We start from the raw sequence: 18,945 nt of genomic DNA on the forward strand, positions 1-18,945 counted from the left end.
GGTCAGTTCGGGCACGCCGCCGGCTCGACGACCGCCCGCCGGGCCGGGAGGTCCGTCGGCTCGGCGGCGCGCGACCGGGTGGCGACGACCAGCCCGACCGCTGCCACGGCCACGACGAGCGCGGCGGGCACCGGGAGGGCAGCCGGCGCGGACCGCTCGACGACGAGACTGCCGACCGCGGCACCCACGGCGATGCCGAGGTTGAAGACGACCGGGATGACGCCGCCGGCGGTGCCGCGGTGCTCGGGGCCGGCGGTCCTCATGATGAGCGTCTGCGCGAGCGGCGGGAGCGTGCCGGACGTGAGGCCCCACGCCACGAGCACCACGAGGCCGACCACGGGACGGCCGTCGACGACGACCAGGGCGAGCAGGGACACCGCGACGAGGACGGTCGCGGCGACGAGCACGGGCGCAGTCCAGCCGTCCCGCACCCGGCCGACGACCGCGAGCCCGAGGGTCGACGACGCCCCGAACACCAGGAGCGCCCCGCTGACGCCACCGGGCAGCCCCGCGGCCGCGTCGGCCACGAGCCGCGTGACGAACGTGAACGCCGCGAAGTGCCCGACGAGCACCAGACCGACCAGACCGGCGACCACGAGCACCGGCCGCAGCTGCCCGACGGGTGCGGCGGCGCGCTCGTCGGCTGACCCCAGCGCGACTGCGCGCGTCACCAGCACCCGCACCAGCACCGCCGCCACGCCGCCGAGCACCGCGAGCGACCCGAAGGCCACGCGCCAGTCCCATCCCTCGGCGACGAGGCTCGCGAGCGGAACGCCGATGACCGTGCCGAGGGTCGCCCCGCCGAGCACCACGGCAACGCCGGACGCGAGGTGGCGCGACGGCACGATGTCGGCCACGTGCGCGTTGACGGTCGCCCACAGGAGCCCGCACACGGCGGCGCCCAGGAGCCGGCCGGCGACGGCGGCCTCGTACGTGGGTGCGACCGCGGTGAGCGCGGACGCGACGGCGAAGACGACGAGCGCCGCGGCGACGACCGAGCGCCGGTCCCACCGTCGGGTGAGCCGGACCAGGGGGAACGTCGCGACGACCACGGTCAGCGCCCACAGCGACACCAGCAGACCGGTGCGCGCCTGCGTGACGCCGAGGTCGGCGCTCATCTGCGGCAGGACGGCCGTCGGCAGCATCTCGCCGGTCACCATGACGAACGTTGCACCGCCGAGGACGGTGAGGCTCGGCCACGGGAGCCGGTCGGAGAGGTTCATGCAGACGACGCTAAACTTTGACATCACTGTGAAGGTCAAGGGGGTCGTCGTGAAGATCGGTGAGCTCGCCCGCCGCACCGGGGTCTCCACCCGGCTGCTGCGGTACTACGAGGAGCAGGGCCTCATCACCCCCGCCCGCACCACGAACACGTACCGCACCTACGACGAGCAGGACGTCGCCCGCGTCGAGCAGGTCGTCGGCCTGGTCCGCGCCGGCGTGCCTACCCGGTTGGCCAAGGTGCTGCTGGACCTCGAGGACACCCGGGCCGAGGAGCTCGCCCCGTCGTGCACCCGCCAGGTCGCCGAGATGCTCGCCGACGAGCTCACCGGCCTCGACGAGCGGATCGCGTGCCTGACCAGGAGCCGCCGCACCCTGTGCGACTACCTCCAGCGCACCGAGCACGCGACCGCCGTACTGGAGGGCGCCACCGCGCTGTCGGCCGACTGACGCCGTACGGGTGACTCGCTAGCCTGGACGCACCCCAAGCAGAGGAGAGCCCCGTGGGCACGGTGGTCATGTATGCCTCGGTGTCGGTGGACGGCTTCGTCGCGGACGACGATGACCAGCCCGGACCGCTGTTCGACTGGTTGACCAGCGGTGACGTCCCGTTGGACGAGAGCGGCGTGCTGACGGTGTCGCAGCCGTCCTTCGACTACACCCGGCCGTACTGGGACCAGATCGGGGTCACGGTGGTCGGCCGCCACGTCTTCGACCTGACGGACGGTTGGGACGGGAAGCCCCCGAGCGGGATCGACCACGTCGTCGTCGTGACGCACCGACCCCCGCCCGACGGCTGGGACCCCGAGGCGCCGTTCCACTTCGTCGACGGCGTCGAGGCAGCCCTGGCCACGGCGCACGAGCTCGCGGGCGACCGCATCGTCGAGGTCGCCGCCGGCGACGTCGGCGGGCAGGTGCTTGCCGCTGGCCTGGTCGACGAGGTGCGCATGGACGTCGCGCCCGTCGTGCTGGGATCCGGCAAGCGCTACTTCGGGTCGGTCCACGCACAGCACCTGCTGGAGGATCCCGACGTGGTGATCCAGGGCAACCGGGTTCTTCACGTGCGCTGCAAGGTGCGCCGCTGACCGACGTCGGTCGACACGGCAGGCGTTCCTGCACGTCAGGTGGTGCCCGCGAAAGGACTCGAACCTTCGAAGTGGCCTATGAACTGAGATGAACCGAGTGGACAGAATGGGCCTCTGAACTGCACCTTTGCGTACCTTTCGCGAGTGATAACGTGAACCCCGTTGAACCGGATTTCGCCGACTTCTGGCACGTATCTGGCACGCCGGGGAGGGTCAAGAGGTGTCTCGACGTGACTTCGGGTCGGTCCGGAAGCTGCCAAGCGGCCGCTACCAGGCCCGCTATCAGGTGCCCGGAGCCGAGCAGTCGATCACCGCGCCGGACACGTTCGGGTCGAAGGCTCAAGCGACTGCGTGGCTCGCCAAGCAGCGCGTCCTCATCGGCGAGGGCAAGGTCAACCCGACCGCCGTCGTGACGACGTTCGGCGAGTTCGGCAGGCGTTGGCTCGAGCAACGCGACCTCAAAGAGTCGACCCGAACGCTCTACACCCGGCAGTTCGTCAAAGCGCTTGAGCCCACGTGGGGTGACGTCCGGTTGGTCGACATCACGCCGGCGACCGTGAGCGAGTGGTACGGGACGCTTCTGCCCGATCGGCGCACCGAACGCGCTCACGTCTACGCGCTGTTCCGCACCATGCTGAATACCGCCTGGCGTCAGACGCTGATCGAGTCGAACCCGTGCCGCGTCGAGGGCGCCGGCTCGGTCGGTCGGCGTTCGAAGAACATCCGACCTGCCTCGCTGGCGGAGCTTGAGGCGCTCACCAAGGCGGTCGACGCCCAGTACCAGCCGATGATTCTTCTCGGGGCCTGGTGCGCGCTCCGCTTCGGCGAGGTCACAGAACTGCGGCGCGCCGATCTCGATGTCGATGCCGGGGTGGTCCGTGTCCGCAGGGGAGTGACCTGGCTGACGGGTGTGCCGGTGGTCGACACGCCTAAGACCGAGGCCGGTGCGCGCGACGTGGCCATCCCTCCCCATCTGTTGCCGCTGCTCACGGAGCACCTGCACGGACGCGTCGGAGGGCGACCGGACGCATTGCTGTTCCCGGATGCGCGGAGCGTCAGCCTGCAGCTATCGCCGCATCGCTTCCGCGGACCGTTCGCGAGAGCCAAACTCGACGCCGGGCGTCCGGACCTCTCGTTTCATGCCCTCCGGCACACCGGTGCTGTGCTCGCCGCGGCCTCCGGCGCCACCGTCGCAGAGCTGATGGCCAGGCTCGGGCACACAACGCCAACCATGGCAATGCGCTACCAACACGCGGCGGCAGATCGCGATCGCGTAATCGCAGACGCCTTGTCCCGCCTAGCTCGCGCTGGATGACCCGATGGTGACCGCTCCGCAGCTCCGTCATGCCATGCGAGCGGCAACGCGCGGCCCGCATGTGTGCGGCCGCGCTGGACCGTTTCTAACGTCGTGCCCACGGGCCGGCCGGCCGACGCGTCGAGCGCGCGACCACTCCTTGCACTGGACCACGTTCCCCGGCAGCTCCATCCGGCCCAGCCGCTTCACGACGACGTGCAGGGATCGATCTCCTGTGGATGAGCGATGACGGTCCCCGCTGTCAGTGGCACGATCTGATCCTCACCGCGCAACGGTCTGTGTCTCCTCACCCCGTGCCGAACGCGTCTTGGAAGAGCTAGTCGAGCACCTGTCCGCCGATCTACCGGCACACCTGTACCTCGATCTACTCGCACACCTACTCGAACATCTATTCGCGGAACTATCGGCGCTCTGACCTGCACGATCGCCCGATCGCGACACGGACTTGAACAACTACATGAACGCTGAACGCGTGCACCCGCCCGATACCTTGGACGTCGTGACAACGAACCAGGTCGACCGCGCGCTAGCGGCAGCGCCCGCCGAGCGGGGGACACGTCTGCTTGCGGCAGATGAGGACCAGTGGTTCGACCGCAAGAGTGGCCGCGTCACTCCTGCGAAGCTCGCGCCGATCCTCGTCGCATTCGCAAACGCTGAGGGTGGTGTGATCGCGGTGGGACTGTCCGATGGGCAGGTCGAAGGGCTCGGGCAGGTACCTCTTCGTGACTTCCAGCAGGCGCCGATGGACTTTACGTCGCCGCCCGTGCGTGCGTCGTTCGACCTCGTCGACTGCGCGAAGGCCGACGGCACGGGAACACAGTTGTTGATCATCCGTGTCGCACCGAGCGAGCGAGTCCACGAGACTTCATCGGGCGAGTGCTACCTGCGGGTGGGCGACGAGTCGCGAAAGCTCCGCTTCGAGCAGCGGCAGGAACTCGAGTACGACAAGGGGCAGGCGCAGTACGACGGAGCTCCGAGTGGGGCGACGATCGCCGATCTCGACATGCGGCTCATCGAGCAGTACAAGAGCGCAGCAGGCTTCAGTGCTCCTACCAAGATGATTCTCGACGCTCGGTCGCTCACGACGCCTCGTGGCGACCTCACCAACGCTGCCGTACTCCTGTTTGGCTCCGCCCCAGGTCGTTGGTTCCCGCAGGCTTACGTGCGCATTCTGCGGTTCCTCGGTACAACGAGAGGGACGGGGTCCCGTCTCGCGCTGGACGAGTCGTCCGAGCACCGCGTGGAGGGCTCGATACCAACGGTCATCACGCGAGCCCAGGAGATCATCGAGACACTCATCCCGAAGCGGCGATCGCTTGGCGCTGACGGGCGCTTCGAGACGAACCCAATCGTGCCGCGGGACGCATGGCTCGAGGGGCTCGTCAACGCCGTCGTCCACCGCTCGTACAGTCTCGGCGGCGATCACATCCGGGTGGAGATCTACGACGATCGGGTTGAGATCGAGAGTCCAGGCCGGTTCCCGGGGCTGGCTGATCCGCGGAAGCCGCTCGAGATCAGCAGGTTCGCTCGGAACCCGCGCGTGGCGCGTGTCTGCGCCGAACTCCGGATCGGACAGGAACTCGGCGAGGGCATTCGGCGCATGTTCGACGAGATGCAGCGTCGAGGGTTGACGGACCCCGTGTACGAGGAGAAGGGCGGAAGCGTCAGGCTCGTGCTGGCGAACATCCCGAGGCTGGATCCAACGGTCGCGGCACGAATGCCTGCGGGCGCCGAGCATGTCCTCGATGTCATCCGTGCCGCCGACGTCCAGCTGGGCACCGGCGACATCGCAGAAAAGCTTGGACTCGCTCGTCCAACAGTGAAGCGTCGACTTGACGCCTTGGAGCGGGAGGGGCTGGTGCGGTGGATCGGCAAGTCACCGAAAGACCCGCGCGCGCACTGGATCGTCGTCGACTCCTAACCTGGGACCGCTCCATGCGGATCGGAGATCGCGTTGAGTTATGACTTGGAAGTGTTCCTGAGCTCCGAGCCGGATGTTGTCGCGATTGCTGCGGAGCTCCCAGGGTTGGCTGTTGACGGGACGGGACGGACGTGGATTGGGCGGGCCAGCGCTGGCGCCGAGATATTTACCGCGGACGGGCCACTGAGCGTCGACCGAACCGATCTGCCCGAACCAGTGGGACAGGCCGCCGTGGGCCTCCGGAGCGCAATGCAGCTTTCCTCGCCGGCACGTTCGTAGGCGGCTCATCGCACCCTCATGCTGAGGTTCGCGCGGCGGCTGGCAGAGGCGGGCGAAGGTGTCGTCTACGACCCGCAGGCCGATAAGAACGTCTGGCCGCGTGGCTCGCGGAGACGCCCGACCTTGCCCTCCGGGGAGGAGCGGATTGCTCTCGTCCGGCTCGAGTTCTACATCGTGGGAGTCGGCCGAGGAACTGGTCCGTTCCGCGATAGACGTGCTGCAAAAGTGGTTGCCAGAAGCGACGCCGAGGCGTTTCGGCTCGTTTGAGCCAATGCAGTCGACCCTCGACGGTGACGGCGTCGACGGTTTCCTAGACGAGCTCGCCGCTGGCGGAAACATCTACTGGAGCGCGACCAAGCCCTTCTTCGGCGGTGAACTCTGGCGTGGTGACGCGATCGAGGACCTCTTGAGGGAGATGCCCGGTGGTGTGCCGAGTGCGCCAGAGGGGCCGCGCGTCGACCGGCTCGTCCTTGATCTCGACTCGCGAGTGCTCCGCGACCCACGCTGGCATAGGGACATCGTCGATGGCTTTGCCGCGATTGCCGATGCTCTGTCAGCTTTCTATGGGCGGGCTTGGATCGACCCGGGCTGGGTGGTGGCGGCCAACGGACGCGTGTGGGCTGATGCCCAGACGAGAGGTGGCGGACGGGGCTCGGTCATCCACTGGCGCGAGAGCCATTGGTTGGGACTCCGGCCCGATCCGCTATGGCTGGCCTGGTTCGGGACGCGATTCGGTTCGGCTGGAGTCGGTGAAACTCGCGGCAGTGGGCGGCTCTTCATCGCGTCGGGCGAGCCCTCGGAGTCGGGAGCTCCCGCGCAGGAGCGGCCACCGGTGGCCGGCGAGTGGTTGGCGTCTGGCGCCGCCCGAGCTGCGGTGGTTCCGTCGGGACTCTAGGCATCATCGACTCGATGGGGCTGACGCTTCGGCGCTCGCGGAAGGATCACGCCGCCGTCATCGGCACGCAGTGCAAGAGGAGTCTGGCGCAGTATTCGTTCGCAGCCGCGGGTGACCCTTGCTGTTGGGTTCGGCAACGATGGCGGGGTCGCGGGCGCCTGTCCGCCACGTCCGTCGGCCGCTGCATGATGACGTCATGGACGAGTGGATCACTGATGAACTGCTGGCAGCGGTCGATGCGAGGTGTAACGCGGCGTCTCGGGGCCCGTGGCGGGCGTTGGTCGAAGGGCGTGACTTCTGGGGCGGCGACACCTTCATCCAGATCGCCAACGGCACTGAGCAGGATATGTACGTCGAGAGGACCACCGACCCGCCCGGCGGGCCGCGCCATGCGGCACCCGAGGATCTTGACTTCATCGCCGGAGCGAGGCAGGACATCCCCCTCTTGCTTGCGGAGGTTCGTCGCCTACGCACCGAGCTCTCGGCTCGTCGCACGGATCAGACAGCCGGTGCGACTCCAGAGCACGAACTGGGGGCCGACCCTGCATGTGCACGGTGCGGTCGCTCCGTGGTCCGAAACCGCAGCAACTACACAGCGTTCGAGCACATGCACTGGGCCTGCTTCCACTACGAGTTCGAGCACGCCATCGGGGACGTGACTGACCCCGACGTCGCGTGCGCGGACCCGGCGTGCCCAGCCCGCGCGTTCGATCCGCGACCGGTCCAGACCTGGGCAGCCGATCGAGAACTTCCCTGACGGCCCAGCCCGACCACCCGCCAACTCGGCCCGGAAACCGCCATAGGTAGCCGTCCTTGGCTGGACGGACCTGCCGCGTCTAGAAGTTGGCGTGATTCGGGGCGCGGGGGTCTTGGGGTGGCCGTGGCCGGTGTGGACGTCCAGCGGCCGGTTCCAGGACGGGGCTTTGGCGAAAGTACGAACGTCGGTGAACTGCGACGAGGGTTCGGTTGCGCACATTCACTGAGAAGCAACGTCGCGTCTTACACACTTTCTGGCGCACCTACTCCTAGGAGCACTCGATCGAGCCGCTCCGGGGAGGCGGTGGGTGCGGTGCTCTCGATGCACAAGTTGACGGTGAGCGACGGGTACACGTACCTGACCCGGCACGTGGCCGCGGGCGACGCCGGGCTGTCTGCTGGTGAGTCGCTCACGGCCTACTACGAGCAGACGGGCAACCCCGGAGGTCGGTGGCTCGGGTCCGGCCTTCTTGCGGTAGGCGAAGGACAGCTGCGGCGGGGCGCAGCGGTTACCGAGCGCGCGATGACGGCGGTCTTCCGCGACGGGCGCGATCCGATCACAGGGACACCTCTCGGGACGCCTTACGCACGCCTCCGGCCCGGTGAGGGTCGGCACGCAGTCGCGGGGTACGACCTGACGTTCACGGCACCGAAGTCCGTCTCTGTCGTGTGGGGCCTGGCCGACGAGGCGACTCGGGCGACGATCTACGACGCCCATACGGCTGCGCTCTCGTCGGCGTTGCGGTTCGTCGAGCACTCGGTCATTCGGACCCGAGTCGGCGCGGCAGGCTGCCGGCAGATCAGGACTCGCGGGATGATCGCGGCGGCGTTCGACCACTGGGACTCGCGCGCCGGGGACCCGAACCTGCACACGCACGTCGTCGTCGCAAACAAGGTCCAAGGCGTCGACGGGGTGTGGCGGTCGGTGGATGGGCGCACGCTGCACGCCGCGGTGGTCACGGTCTCCGAGTTGTACGACGCCCTGCTTGCCGACGAGGTCACCCGGCGGGTCGGCGCGACCTGGTCTCTGCGAGACCGCGGCGAGCGACGCAACCCCGCCTTCGAACTCGGGGTCGGTGAGGACCTGCTGACCGAGTTCTCCACCCGCTCCGAACAGATCCACTGCGCCGAAGAACGCTGGGCTCAGGGATTCACCGAGCAGCGCGGGCGGGCGCCGTCGCGCACCGAGACGACTCGCGCGCGCCAGCACCTGACCCGCGAGACGCGCCCAGCCAAGGTCGTGCGGCCGCTGCGGGACCTGCTCCTGGACTGGGCTAACCGCGCCCGGGCTCTCACCGGGCTCGAGCCGGTCGACCTTGCCGCTCGCGCGCTGGCCGGCACGTACAGCCGGCAGTTGGCAGCACGCGATGTCGGCCCCGAGGTCCGGGCGGCGATCGTCGCGCAGGTGCTTGAGGACGTCTCGACCCGACGTTCGGTGTGGTCGACGTGGAACCTGGGCGCGGCCGTACTGCGGTGTTCAAAGCCGCTGCGCATGGCCACACCCGAGGACCGCCTCGAGCTGACCAACGACTTGGTGAATCTGGCGGGCGACGCCTGCTTACGCATCGACGCCGACACCGACGTGAGCCGACGCCGGGTCGGCGAAGAGTGCTTCACGTCGGCGGAACTGCTCGAGGCAGAGCGGACGCTGCTGGACGCCGCCGAGTCGGCCTTGCCGCTCGGTGTTCCGGTGCTGGCCGACCGCATCGCGGACCGAGAACTGAGCGACCTCGCTGAGGACCAACGCGAGGCCGCGAAGGCGGTGTTGCTCTCCGGTGGCGCCCTGGACGTCCTGATCGGACCCGCCGGGTCCGGGAAGACGACAACCTTGGCTGCGCTGGCAGGTACCTGGCGATTGATGCGCGGCGATGTCGTCGGCCTCGCACCGTCAGCGAGTGCCGCAGCCACCCTGTCAGCTGCTCTGGGCTCGCGTTGCGAGACAACCGCGAAGTGGCTCTACGAGTCCAGAGGTGACGGTGCGACCCAGCGCACCGTCCAGTACTGGTTGGAGACGGCCGTCCTCGAGGATCCGGCCGTCGAGGCCTGGGACAAGCGGGCGGCCAACGGGCGGCGCCACGCTCTGGCCGCGGAGCAGGAGCAGTGGCGGTTTCGGCGCGGGCAGCTCGTGATTGTCGACGAGGCGTCGATGGCCGACACGCGTTCGCTGGCCGCCCTCATCGAGCAAGCGGGCCAGGCAGAGGCCAAGGTGCTCCTGGTCGGGGACCACTTGCAACGCGGAGCGGTCGACGCGGGCGGTGCGTTCGGGATGCTCGCCCGTCGCGGTCCCACAGCCGAGCTGCGCAGCCTGTGGCGGTTCAGCCAGCCGTGGGAGGCGCGTGCCACCCTCGAGCTGCGACACGGGGATCCCGCTGCCCTTGACGCCTACATCCGCCACGGCCGGGTCAGCCACGGCGCGTACGACGACATGCTCGAAGACGCTCTCACCGCGGCCGCAGCAGCCGAGGCGCACGGTCAGGTCGTCCTGTTGGCGGCTGCGGACCGGCGCACCGTCAACGAGCTCAACTCCCGGAGTCACGCCGAACGCGTCCGGACCGGCACCGTTCGCACTGCCGGCATCACGTTGAGCGACGGGCTGACCGGCGGCGTCGGAGATCGCGTCGTGACCCGCCGAAACAACCGGCGACTGCCAACCAGCGACGGGTTCGTCCGTAACGGCGACCTCTGGCAGATCACCGCCGTCCTGCCCGACGGCGGCCTCCGTGTCCGGTCGATCGACGACCCCGCCAGCGGGACGCTGCGCCTTCCCGCCACGTATGTCGCCGACGCCGTCGAGCTCGGGTACGCCACCACGACCGCGCGCTGTCAGGGCATGACGGTCGATGAGACCCACACCGTCGCGACTGCAGGTATGGGTCGCGAGGACCTCTACGTGGCCATGAGCCGCGGACGACACGTCAATCGGCTCTACGTCGCGACCAACCGCCCCGACCCCGACTGCCTGCCCGGCGGCGAGCCCGAGTCCGCGCGCGAGGTCCTCGACCGGATCCTCGCGACGACCCACACCGAGACCTCCGCGACGGAGGCCTGGGCTGAGCACCACGCGGAGAGCGCCGAGCCCCCGCTGCGGGCGCCCCGTCCTCAGCCATCCATCCCGCCGCTTCGTCCACAGATGACGCGCCGTCCGCTGCCGCCCCGATCCAGCCCGAGCCGTGACGCGCACGTGCTGGACCGGTGGTGATCTCGACATGGCTAACCAACCGCGCCGACCGGCGCCTGATGAAGGAGGAATCATGTCCGCTCCAGCGAGGATCGACGTGCGGCCGGAGTTCGTCTCCGTCGCCGAGATCGCGGAAGAACTGCAGGTCACCGACCGATTCGTGCGGAAGCTGATCGCGGACGGCGAACTGCAGGCTGTCCGGGTGGGCCGTCGGCTCGTCAGGGTCCGGCGGGGAGACCTCGAGGCGATCCTGCGGCCAGTCGCCGGCCCGCGGCCTGGGTGCCGGTAGCTGCCCCACGCGCCAGTTCTTCTGGCACGTATCTGGCACGAGGCCCTGTCTAACGCTCTGACCTGCAGTTATGTGTGCCCGCGAAAGGACTCGAACCTTCGACCTTCTGCTCCGGAGGCAGACGCTCTATCCACTGAGCTACGCGGGCCGCTCACCGACCCGGGGGTCGATGCGGTGCACGACACTACCAGCCGTCGCTCGGTGACCCCGCAGTGCGGAGCCGGTTCGTCTTAGTCGCTGAGCATGACCTGGTCGACGATGAGGTGTCCCCACGCACTCGTCGCGTCGTCGAGCACCTGAACCTGGGCCTGCTTCCCGGCGAGGTCGGCGAGATCCCACCGGACCGGCCGGAGCGCTCCCGTGTCGTCGCCGGTCGCGGTGCGCACCGGACGGCCGTCGACCAGCAGGTTGACGGAGGTGGCGGGCTCGACGCCGAGCGGGTGGTCGCCGCCGGCGAGGAGCAGGTGCAGGTACCGGCGGTCGATTGTGAACGGCGGCGAGGTGATGGTGCCGGTCGCGGGGTCGCCGCCGCCGGCGAACGTGTCCAGCACCTGCCTGCCGACCTGGCCGGGGATGCTCGACGCGGTCGGGCCGGCGCCGACGAAGCTGCCGGTCGCAGCCCATCCCGTTCCCCAGGACACCCCTTCGAAGTCGGCCAGCACGTGGGCGGGCCGTTGCTCGACGCTCGCGAGCTGGGTGATGGTGACATCCGAGAACGTGGCGGCACCGCCTGACGTGTACAGAGCGATCCCCGTGTCGTCGGGGTCGGCGAACACCTGGCTGGAGTGGACGTACCGACCGTCGTCGACGAAGACCTCGATGGTCGTGCGGTCGACGAGGATGCGCAGGTGGACGCGGTCGGCGGTGGGGTCGAACGGAGCGTGGCTCTCCCACTTCTCGCCCGACGGGTCGGGGTTGCCGGTGCCGCCGCGGTTCAGGTAGCTGACGTCGCCGAAGACGCCGACGTCGGCGTGCCGGGTGCCGTCGGCCGACCTGCGCAGCTGCAGCCCGACGTTGTCGAGGTCGTCCCAGCTGATGTCGGCCTCCAGCTGGTATGCGTCGCCGTGGTAGTCGAGCGGTAGGTGTCCGTCGACCCGGAACGTGCCGAGGTCGGTGACGGAGGTCGCCAGGTCGTTCAGCGCCGCGACCGGTTGCGAGACGAGGCTGTACGCGGCTCCGAAGCGCTTGAGCCGGATCTCGCGCACGATCGAGTCGGTGCCGTTGAACCCGTCGGCCGCCCACGTCGGCGTCGTGTACGGGTAGGACCAGCTGTTCATCCACCCGACCGCCAGCCGGCGGTCCTGCTGGGTGTCCGCCGGATCGGCCCAGGTGACGGCGCCGTACCAGTCGAAGCCGTGGTCGAGCCACTGCGGGTCGGGGGCGTCGGGCACGAAGGTGGTGCCGTCGAACGAGCCCGTCCAGTACGCGTACGTGCTCGGTGCGCCGGTCAGGTACCCGTTGCCGCTGAGCCCCATGACCCAGCGCAGGGTGCCGTCGTCGGCGCGGATCTGGAAGAGGTCGGGACACTCGAGGACGCCGAGACCCGTGTTGACGTACTCGGAGACGCGAGTCCAGTCCCGCAGGTTCGGTGACGCCCAGAATCCGATCCGCTGGCCTTCGGCGATCAGGGCGACCCAGCGCTGCCGCTCGGCGTCCCAGACCACCTTGGGGTCGCGGAAGTCGCGGCGGCCGCCGTTCGGGATGACCGGCGTCTCGCCGTGTGGCCGGAAGGTGCGGCCCCCGTCGGTGGAGTACCAGAGGAACTGCGCCTGCGGTCCGGACGCGTCCAGGATCTGCGCGGGTGTCGGGTGGTCCATCTGCGTGACCAGCATGATCACGGCACCCGCGCCGAACCCGGCGGTGCCCGCGGTGTCCACGACGGCCGAGCCGGACCACAGGTCGTAGTTGGCGTTGGTGGCCTTCGGGGCGGCGACTCCCTGGTCGTGGAACACCACGTTGTCGGTGGTCGTCGCCAGCCGCCAGGCCGTGCCCACGGCATCGTCGTAGTCGGCGTTGTACAGGTAGTAGTAGTGCGTGGTGCCGTCGATCACGACCGGGCGCTGGGGGTCGTTCTTCCAGTGGTCAGGAACCGTGAAGTGGTAGCGCGCGCGGTAGGAGTCAGCCACGTCGGCCGCCTGGGCGGGGGTCGGGTGCGGTGGGCCGACGACGGCGGCGGCCACCAGGGCGGCGGCGAGCAGCAGCACACCGGAACGGCGCAGGGATCGGCCAGCGGGGTCGTGAGTCATCGTCGACTCGCCTCTCGACAACGAGCGTGCCCGTCACCTCACGACGGCCGGCGCTGGACGCGGAGGGGTGGAGCAGCTGCCTTCGGGGGTGCTAAATCGATTGATCAAGCACATGAGACAAAGCCTTCCCCGATGGACGGCAGGCGTCAAGAGCGGGGCGGTCGAACCCCTCCCGTGCAGTGCTGCACGAGAGGGGCTCGACCCGCCGTCAGACCGCTGTCGGTCCGTTCCACGCAGCGCCGTCGGGGCACCACGGGAGCCACGGCAGCAGCCGGCACAGGAGGTCACCGACCGCCGTGGGCACCTGCGTGGACCTGAGCGAGTCCGACTGGAGCAGCGCGGTGCTGTCCAGCTGACCGTCCCGGGTGTCCGCCACCGAGATGCGCACCGTCGTCGGCTGCCGCGGGATGACGGTGGCGGTGCAGGTCAACGGCACCGTGAACGCATTCATCTCCGTGTCCTGGCCGCCCGCGCCGGGGTCGTTCGGCGCGAAGTTCGCCACGTAGTACTGACTGTTGACCGACGCGTTCACGGTCGAGGTCCCGACGAGCGTGTCGGAACCGGGGACGAACGAGCAGGGTGTGCCGTCGACCCAGATCGCGAAGGCGTCGCCGTACCCGGTCTGCGCCCACGTGGCGTACTCCTCCGAGCCGAGCAGGTAGGTGAGCAGGAGCCTGCGGCCCTGGGGGACGACGTCGATCGTCAGGGTGGCCGCGTCGTAGGTCGTGGCGCCGACCAGGTCGGTGAGAGGTGCGTCACCAGCACCACCGAGGTCTCCGGTCGTGGTGAGCGAGCTGTTCGGGCCGAGCAGCGCGGACCGTGTGAAGTCCACGTCGTCATCGGACGTCGGGTCCGCATCGATCAACGAGCCGGACGACAGCGCCACGCCGGTCGTCGGGAAGGCGCCGAAGCCGGCGTCCGCGAAGAGTCCGGCCTGCACGTCCGCACCGGCGAACGTGGCCGACCTGACCGTCATGTTCCGGCCCGTGAGCTCGCTCGCCAGCGAGACGGGGTTCGTCTCGCGCAACGTCGTCACGCTCTGGCCGGGGGAGGCCTGCGCCGCGCTCGTCAGTGAGCCGGCGGTCAGTGCCGTCAAGGCGATCCCTACGATCGCCGCGCGTGCGCCCCTTCGCGCACCGCGTCCTGTCATCGGAGGCTTCATGATGCTCCAGGTCCTCGTCGGGTGCGTCGACCGGGCTCATGCCTGGCCGGCGCGGGCGCGCTGGGCGCGCCGGGTCGCGATGGGGGATGCATCGGTCGTCTACCCGAGGTGGTGCACCGCCTCGGAGCCGAGGTGTGCACCTGGAGCTGCGTCGCCGACGGGTCGGCGACGGTCGTTCGCGATCCCTTCTCCGGATGGTCAGCTGAAGCAGCTGAGGGCGGCCGTGTCTCGACCGCGGGGACCGGGGAGTCGGCCATGCGAGGGAGCCGCTCCGGGGCTACGAGAGTCAGGCGTACACCCGCACCCCGATGCCGTCAACCGGGTAGTGACGGTTGTCACGACGAACTGTGATGCATCCCTTGACAGGTCATCCGACCCGGTGCCTACCCTGACGACGGTGGGGGAGGACGGGGTCGTCGCTCGAGTATCTGCACGTTCACTCGAGGAGCGAACCGACGTGAATTCATCGACCAGCACACCCCGGCGGCGTGCGGCCGGCAGGACGGCGACAGCCGTCGTGACCGCGTCCGTGCTCGTCGCGACCGGCCTGCTGGGCGCACCCGCTGCGCTCGCAGACGACCCGGCGGCCACCAGCTCGCCGACCACCAGCCCGACGGTCACCGACGACCCGACGACAGCCGACCCCACGGTCACCGACGATCCGGCTGCCACGCCCGACCCGACGCTCGGCACCGAGGCACCGCTGTCCGAGGCGCCTGCGCCGCCCGCCGAGGACGACGGCGACGTGTCCGTGCTCCGGCTGCCCGGCTTCCCGGCGCCCTCGATCCACAGCCAGCGGGCCTACGACCCGGAGGAGAACTTCACGGCGAGGTGGACCCGGGCCGACGCGCTCCAGCTGCGAGCGATGTCCGACCCGGACGCTCCGGCGGGCGAGAACTCCATGCCCCCGGAGTACTCCATGCCGGAGATCCCGCAGGACTTCCCGATCCTCACGGAACCCGACGGCACCCAGGTCTGGGTGTGGGACACGTGGACCCTGACCGACGGGGCGTCCGACCAGCTCAGCTTCAAGGGCTGGGAGGTCATCTTCGCGCTGACGGCGGACCCGAACGCGGGCTACACGTTCGATGCCCGGCACACGCACGCGCGCCTCGGGTTCTTCTACCGCAAGGCGGACGTGCCGACCGAGCAGCGACCCGAGAACGGGGGCTGGATCTACGGCGGTCTCGTGTTCCCGGACGGTGCCGCGGGCGCGATCTTCGAGGATCAGACCTTCACCACGGTCACCGAGTGGTCCGGGTCGACGCGCCTGATGGACGGCAACAAGCTGCGGCTCTTCTACACCGCGGTCGCCTTCTACCGGAACGCGAACGACGAGGACATCAAGCCCGCGGACCCGCGGATCGTGCAGACGGAGGGCCGGATCTTCGCCGACGAGAACGGCGTCTGGATGACCGGGTTCCGGGACCAGCACCAGCTCCTGGTGCCGGACGGCACGTACTACCAGACCAAGGAGCAGAACCCGTTCGTCAACTTCCGCGACCCGTTCACCTTCGAGGACCCGGCGCACCCGGGCAAGACCTACATGGTGTTCGAGGGCAACACGGGAGGTCAGCGCGGGTCGGTCACCTGCACGGCGGCCGACCTCGGCTACCGCGACGGCGATGCGTACGCCGAGGACCCGGCGACCGTGACGGCGAACGGCGCCAACTTCCAGATGGCCAACGTCGGGCTGGCGGTCGCCGAGAACAAGGCGCTGACGCAGTGGCGGTTCCTCCCGCCGATCCTGTCCGGGAACTGCGTGAACGACCAGACCGAGCGGCCGCAGATCTATCTGGAGAACGGAAAGTACTACCTGTTCACGATCAGCCACCGCAGCACCTTCGCGCGGGGTCCTGGTGTGGACTCCACCGATCCGCGGTTCTGGTACATGGACGGACCGGACGGCGTCTACGGGTTCGTCGGCAACGGGATCCGGTCGGACTTCCAGCCGCTCAACGAGGGCAGCGGGCTCGCGCTCGGCAACCCGACCAACCTCGCCTACGGGATCGGCACGTCGGCCGCGCCGGCCGAGGGTCAGTCGCCGTACACGTTCCAGGCCTACTCGCACTACGTGATGCCGAACGGGCTCGTCGAGTCGTTCATCGACGCGATCGGCAACCCGGACGTGCGACGAGGCGGGACGCTGGCTCCGACCGTGCACCTGTCGATCGCGGGGGCGTCGGCCGTGGTCGACCGCAGCTACGGCGACGGCGGGCTCGGTGCGTACGGCGACATCCCGGCCAACAAGGTCCAGCCGGTCGACCCGGCACCGGACCCGAGACCGGTGCCCTGACCGGTCTGCGGACTGGGGCGGTGACCCCCGCGGCGGCGGGGGTCACCGCCCGCGCGCGCCGGACCGCGACCAGGCTGGTGGCCACGCTGCTGGTCGGCGCGGCCGGGCTGGGCGGATGCTCGAGCGGCGACGACCGTCCGGTTCCCTCCCCGTCGACGCCGTTCACCGAGCGGTGGCGCCCGCAGTTCCACTACTCCCCACCCGACGGGCGCCTCGCCGACCCGAACGGCCTGGTGTTCGACGCCGGCGAGTGGCACCTGTTCCACCAGCAGGACGGGACATGGGCGCACGCGGTCAGCCCGGACGCAGTGCACTGGACCGCGCTGCCGACCGCGCTCCGGCACGACGAGCTCGGCCAGGCCCTCTCCGGGAGCGCCGTGGTCGACCGTGCGAACACCAGCGGGTTGTTCGACGGCCCGGACGGTGGCCTCGTCGCGATCTACACCAGCACAGCGGGCGGAGAGGCGCAGAGCCTGGCGTACTCGTCCGACGCCGGGCGCACGTGGGACCGGTATGCAGGCAACCCCGTCCTCCCCAACGACGGGCGCAAGGACTTCCGCGACCCGAAGGTGTTCTGGCACGAGCCGACCCGCCGCTGGGTGATGGTGGTGAGCCTGGGCGACGAGATCGGGCTGTTCTCGTCGCCCGACCTGGTCGACTGGGAGGAGCTCAGTCGCTTCGGGGCGGGCCACGGGCTGCACAGCGCCGTGTGGGAGTGTCCCGACCTGTTCCCGCTGCGGGTCGACGGGGACCCGGACCAGGTGCGGTGGGTGCTGACCGTCTCCGTCGGGGCCAGCGATGCCACGGACGGCTCGACGGCGCAGTACTTCGTCGGCGACTTCGACGGGACCACCTTCGTCCGCGACCCCGCGGTCCCACCCGAGACGGTCCAGGAGACCGACGTCGGGCAGGACTTCTACGCCGCGCAGTCGTACGAGCACGCTCCCGACGGGCGACGCGTGTGGATCGGGTGGATGGGCAACTGGCGCTACCCGTACTCGGCGCCGACGCACCCCTGGACCAACGCCATGAGCGTCCCGCGCGACGTGGGCCTGCGTACCGTCGACGATGAAGTACGGCTCGTCCAGGCGCCGGTGCCGGAGCTCGGGTCGCTCCGCGGCGAGCCGACCCACATCGGCCCGCGGGCGATCGGGCCCGACACGGTCCTGCCGTTCACGGGCTCGACGTTCGAGCTGGAGACCGAGATCGAGACTCGCGGCGCGCGACGGGTGAGTGTGCGGCTGCTCGAGAGCCGGGATGCGGACGGGCGCCTCGTGGAGGCCGTCGAGGTCGGCTACGACGACGGGCAGCTCGTCATGGACCGCACTCGCGGCGGGACCGCCGGCTTCGGTGTCCGACGCTCCGTGCCCTACCACCCCCGCGGCGGCGTCATCCGCTTGCACGTCCTGGTCGACGAGTCCTCGGTCGAGGTGTTCGTCGACGACGGGGCGCTGACCGGCACGATGGTGGTGTTCCCGGCGCGGGACGGTCGGGGGATGTCGTTGGCCGCCGAGGGCGGTGATCCTCGCGTGCGCGAGCTGACGTACTGGCCGCTGCGCTCGATCTGGCGCTGAGCCCGGTGCCCGACGAGCCCGCGCTCACTCACCCAGGAGCGCGGACAGGTAGCGGGCGGTCTCGTCGGCGGCCTTGCTGTCGTCGCCCGCGACGATGGCCTCGACCAGGTGGTCGTGCGCGTCGTGGCCGTGTGCGTCGGTGACGAAGTTGAACCGGATGTTCTCGCCGATGGCGTCGAGCAGGTTCTCGTACAGGGTCACCAGCAGGGGGTTCGCGGTGGCGCGGACGATCGCACGGTGCAGGTCGAGGTCGGTGGCGACCATCGCCTCCAGGTCGCCTGCGTGGTAGGCGGCGGCGCGTTCGTCGCGACGCTGGAGCAGGGCGGCGGCGTCGGTGGCGCTGCGGCGCCGGGCGGCCAGCCGGGCGGCCTCGACCTCGAGGGCGCGGCGGACCTCCACGACGTCGCGCTGGCGAGCGTCGGCGATCTGCCGGCCCATGGTGACGGCGAGCTCGGAGCGGGACAGCACGTAGGTGCCGGATCCCTGGCGCCGCTCGAGCAGTCCGGCGTGGACCAGGGACTGCACGGCCTCGCGCACGGTGTTGCGTCCGACGCCGAGGAGGTCGACCAGGGCGGGCTCCGGGGGGATCCGCGTCCCGACGGGCCACTGCTCCGTCTCGATCCGTCCCCGGAGCTCCTCGACCGCGGTGTCGATCAGTCCGGTCCGTCGCACCATCCGGTTAGGCTCCGTTCCGAGGCATGCGGTGCAGTCAACACCGGCGGTCGGGC

Annotated in this window: 14 protein-coding genes and 1 tRNA gene; 10 read left to right on the plus strand and 5 right to left on the minus strand. The window is 69.8% G+C overall.

Annotated elements, in window-relative coordinates:
• Window positions 1-2: 2 nt before the first annotated feature.
• Window positions 3-1,223, minus strand: a complete 1,221-nt coding sequence (locus ASD16_RS13455) for an MFS transporter (protein ID WP_235523279.1) — start codon at window positions 1,221-1,223, stop codon at window positions 3-5.
• Between ASD16_RS13455 and ASD16_RS13460 the strand changes: the two genes are divergently transcribed.
• The 8 genes from ASD16_RS13460 to ASD16_RS13495 all read left to right on the plus strand — a co-directional run bounded on the left by ASD16_RS13460 (window position 1,222) and on the right by ASD16_RS13495 (window position 10,939).
• Window positions 1,222-1,671, plus strand: a complete 450-nt coding sequence (locus ASD16_RS13460) for a MerR family transcriptional regulator (protein WP_369817980.1) — start codon at window positions 1,222-1,224, stop codon at window positions 1,669-1,671. The genes ASD16_RS13455 and ASD16_RS13460 overlap by 2 nt on opposite strands.
• A 53-nt stretch (window positions 1,672-1,724) precedes the next feature.
• Window positions 1,725-2,306 carry a dihydrofolate reductase family protein gene (locus ASD16_RS13465; protein WP_055918011.1) on the plus strand — a complete coding sequence of 194 codons (582 nt, stop codon included), beginning with the start codon at window positions 1,725-1,727 and terminating at the stop codon, window positions 2,304-2,306.
• Window positions 2,307-2,526: 220 nt separating this feature from the next.
• Window positions 2,527-3,621 carry a site-specific integrase gene (locus tag ASD16_RS13470; protein WP_055918014.1) on the plus strand — a complete coding sequence of 365 codons (1,095 nt, stop codon included), beginning with the start codon at window positions 2,527-2,529 and terminating at the stop codon, window positions 3,619-3,621.
• 499 nt (window positions 3,622-4,120) lie between these two features.
• On the plus strand, window positions 4,121-5,542 hold the full coding sequence (locus ASD16_RS13475) for an ATP-binding protein (protein ID WP_055918468.1): 1,422 nt from the start codon (window positions 4,121-4,123) through the stop codon (window positions 5,540-5,542).
• Between the two features lie 493 nt (window positions 5,543-6,035).
• Window positions 6,036-6,716, plus strand: coding sequence for a hypothetical protein (locus ASD16_RS13480; RefSeq protein ID WP_162250307.1), 681 nt, complete (start codon window positions 6,036-6,038; stop codon window positions 6,714-6,716).
• Window positions 6,717-6,912: 196 nt separating this feature from the next.
• On the plus strand, window positions 6,913-7,473 hold the full coding sequence (locus ASD16_RS21760) for a hypothetical protein (RefSeq protein ID WP_055918023.1): 561 nt from the start codon (window positions 6,913-6,915) through the stop codon (window positions 7,471-7,473).
• Between the two features lie 321 nt (window positions 7,474-7,794).
• Window positions 7,795-10,671, plus strand: coding sequence for a MobF family relaxase (mobF, locus tag ASD16_RS13490; protein WP_235523308.1), 2,877 nt, complete (start codon window positions 7,795-7,797; stop codon window positions 10,669-10,671).
• A 52-nt stretch (window positions 10,672-10,723) separates the two neighbouring features.
• On the plus strand, window positions 10,724-10,939 hold the full coding sequence (locus tag ASD16_RS13495) for an excisionase family DNA-binding protein (RefSeq protein WP_055918029.1): 216 nt from the start codon (window positions 10,724-10,726) through the stop codon (window positions 10,937-10,939).
• A 75-nt stretch (window positions 10,940-11,014) separates the two neighbouring features.
• On the opposite strand, the gene ASD16_RS13500 is transcribed toward ASD16_RS13495, so the two are convergent.
• The 3 genes from ASD16_RS13500 to ASD16_RS13510 form a co-directional block, all read right to left on the minus strand.
• Window positions 11,015-11,087, minus strand: a tRNA-Arg gene (locus tag ASD16_RS13500).
• An 82-nt stretch (window positions 11,088-11,169) separates the two neighbouring features.
• Complete coding sequence (locus ASD16_RS13505) at window positions 11,170-13,185, minus strand: GH32 C-terminal domain-containing protein (protein WP_055918031.1); 2,016 nt, start codon at window positions 13,183-13,185, stop codon at window positions 11,170-11,172.
• A 208-nt stretch (window positions 13,186-13,393) separates the two neighbouring features.
• A complete protein-coding gene (locus ASD16_RS13510; protein WP_157453930.1) occupies window positions 13,394-14,281 on the minus strand; it encodes a choice-of-anchor L domain-containing protein in 888 nt (295 codons plus the stop codon).
• A gap of 583 nt (window positions 14,282-14,864) precedes the next feature.
• Between ASD16_RS13510 and ASD16_RS13515 the strand changes: the two genes are divergently transcribed.
• Together ASD16_RS13515 and ASD16_RS13520 are read left to right on the plus strand one after the other, a co-directional pair.
• Window positions 14,865-16,643: a glycoside hydrolase family 68 protein gene (locus ASD16_RS13515; protein ID WP_055918036.1), complete on the plus strand. Its 1,779-nt coding sequence runs from the start codon at window positions 14,865-14,867 to the stop codon at window positions 16,641-16,643.
• Window positions 16,644-16,663: 20 nt separating this feature from the next.
• Window positions 16,664-18,217, plus strand: a complete 1,554-nt coding sequence (locus ASD16_RS13520; RefSeq protein ID WP_235523281.1) for a glycoside hydrolase family 32 protein — start codon at window positions 16,664-16,666, stop codon at window positions 18,215-18,217.
• A 24-nt stretch (window positions 18,218-18,241) separates the two neighbouring features.
• On the opposite strand, the gene ASD16_RS13525 is transcribed toward ASD16_RS13520, so the two are convergent.
• Complete coding sequence (locus ASD16_RS13525; protein WP_082570835.1) at window positions 18,242-18,892, minus strand: FadR/GntR family transcriptional regulator; 651 nt, start codon at window positions 18,890-18,892, stop codon at window positions 18,242-18,244.
• Window positions 18,893-18,945: the final 53 nt, after the last annotated feature.

The sequence above is a fragment of the Cellulomonas sp. Root485 genome, assembly GCF_001426705.1.
In the GTDB taxonomy this organism is placed as follows: domain Bacteria; phylum Actinomycetota; class Actinomycetes; order Actinomycetales; family Cellulomonadaceae; genus Cellulomonas.

What these genes read in the sequence shown, in the direction of transcription:
- ASD16_RS13495 (WP_055918029.1), top strand. Translation starts at nt 10,724, where the DNA reads ATGTCCGCTCCAGCGAGGATCGACGTGCGGCCGGAGTTCGTCTCCGTC.
- ASD16_RS13505 (WP_055918031.1), bottom strand. Translation starts at nt 13,185, where the DNA reads ATGACTCACGACCCCGCTGGCCGATCCCTGCGCCGTTCCGGTGTGCTG.
- ASD16_RS21760 (WP_055918023.1), top strand. Translation starts at nt 6,913, where the DNA reads ATGGACGAGTGGATCACTGATGAACTGCTGGCAGCGGTCGATGCGAGG.
- ASD16_RS13460 (WP_369817980.1), top strand. Translation starts at nt 1,222, where the DNA reads ATGCAGACGACGCTAAACTTTGACATCACTGTGAAGGTCAAGGGGGTC.
- ASD16_RS13525 (WP_082570835.1), bottom strand. Translation starts at nt 18,892, where the DNA reads ATGGTGCGACGGACCGGACTGATCGACACCGCGGTCGAGGAGCTCCGG.
- ASD16_RS13455 (WP_235523279.1), bottom strand. Translation starts at nt 1,223, where the DNA reads ATGAACCTCTCCGACCGGCTCCCGTGGCCGAGCCTCACCGTCCTCGGC.
- mobF (WP_235523308.1), top strand. Translation starts at nt 7,795, where the DNA reads ATGCACAAGTTGACGGTGAGCGACGGGTACACGTACCTGACCCGGCAC.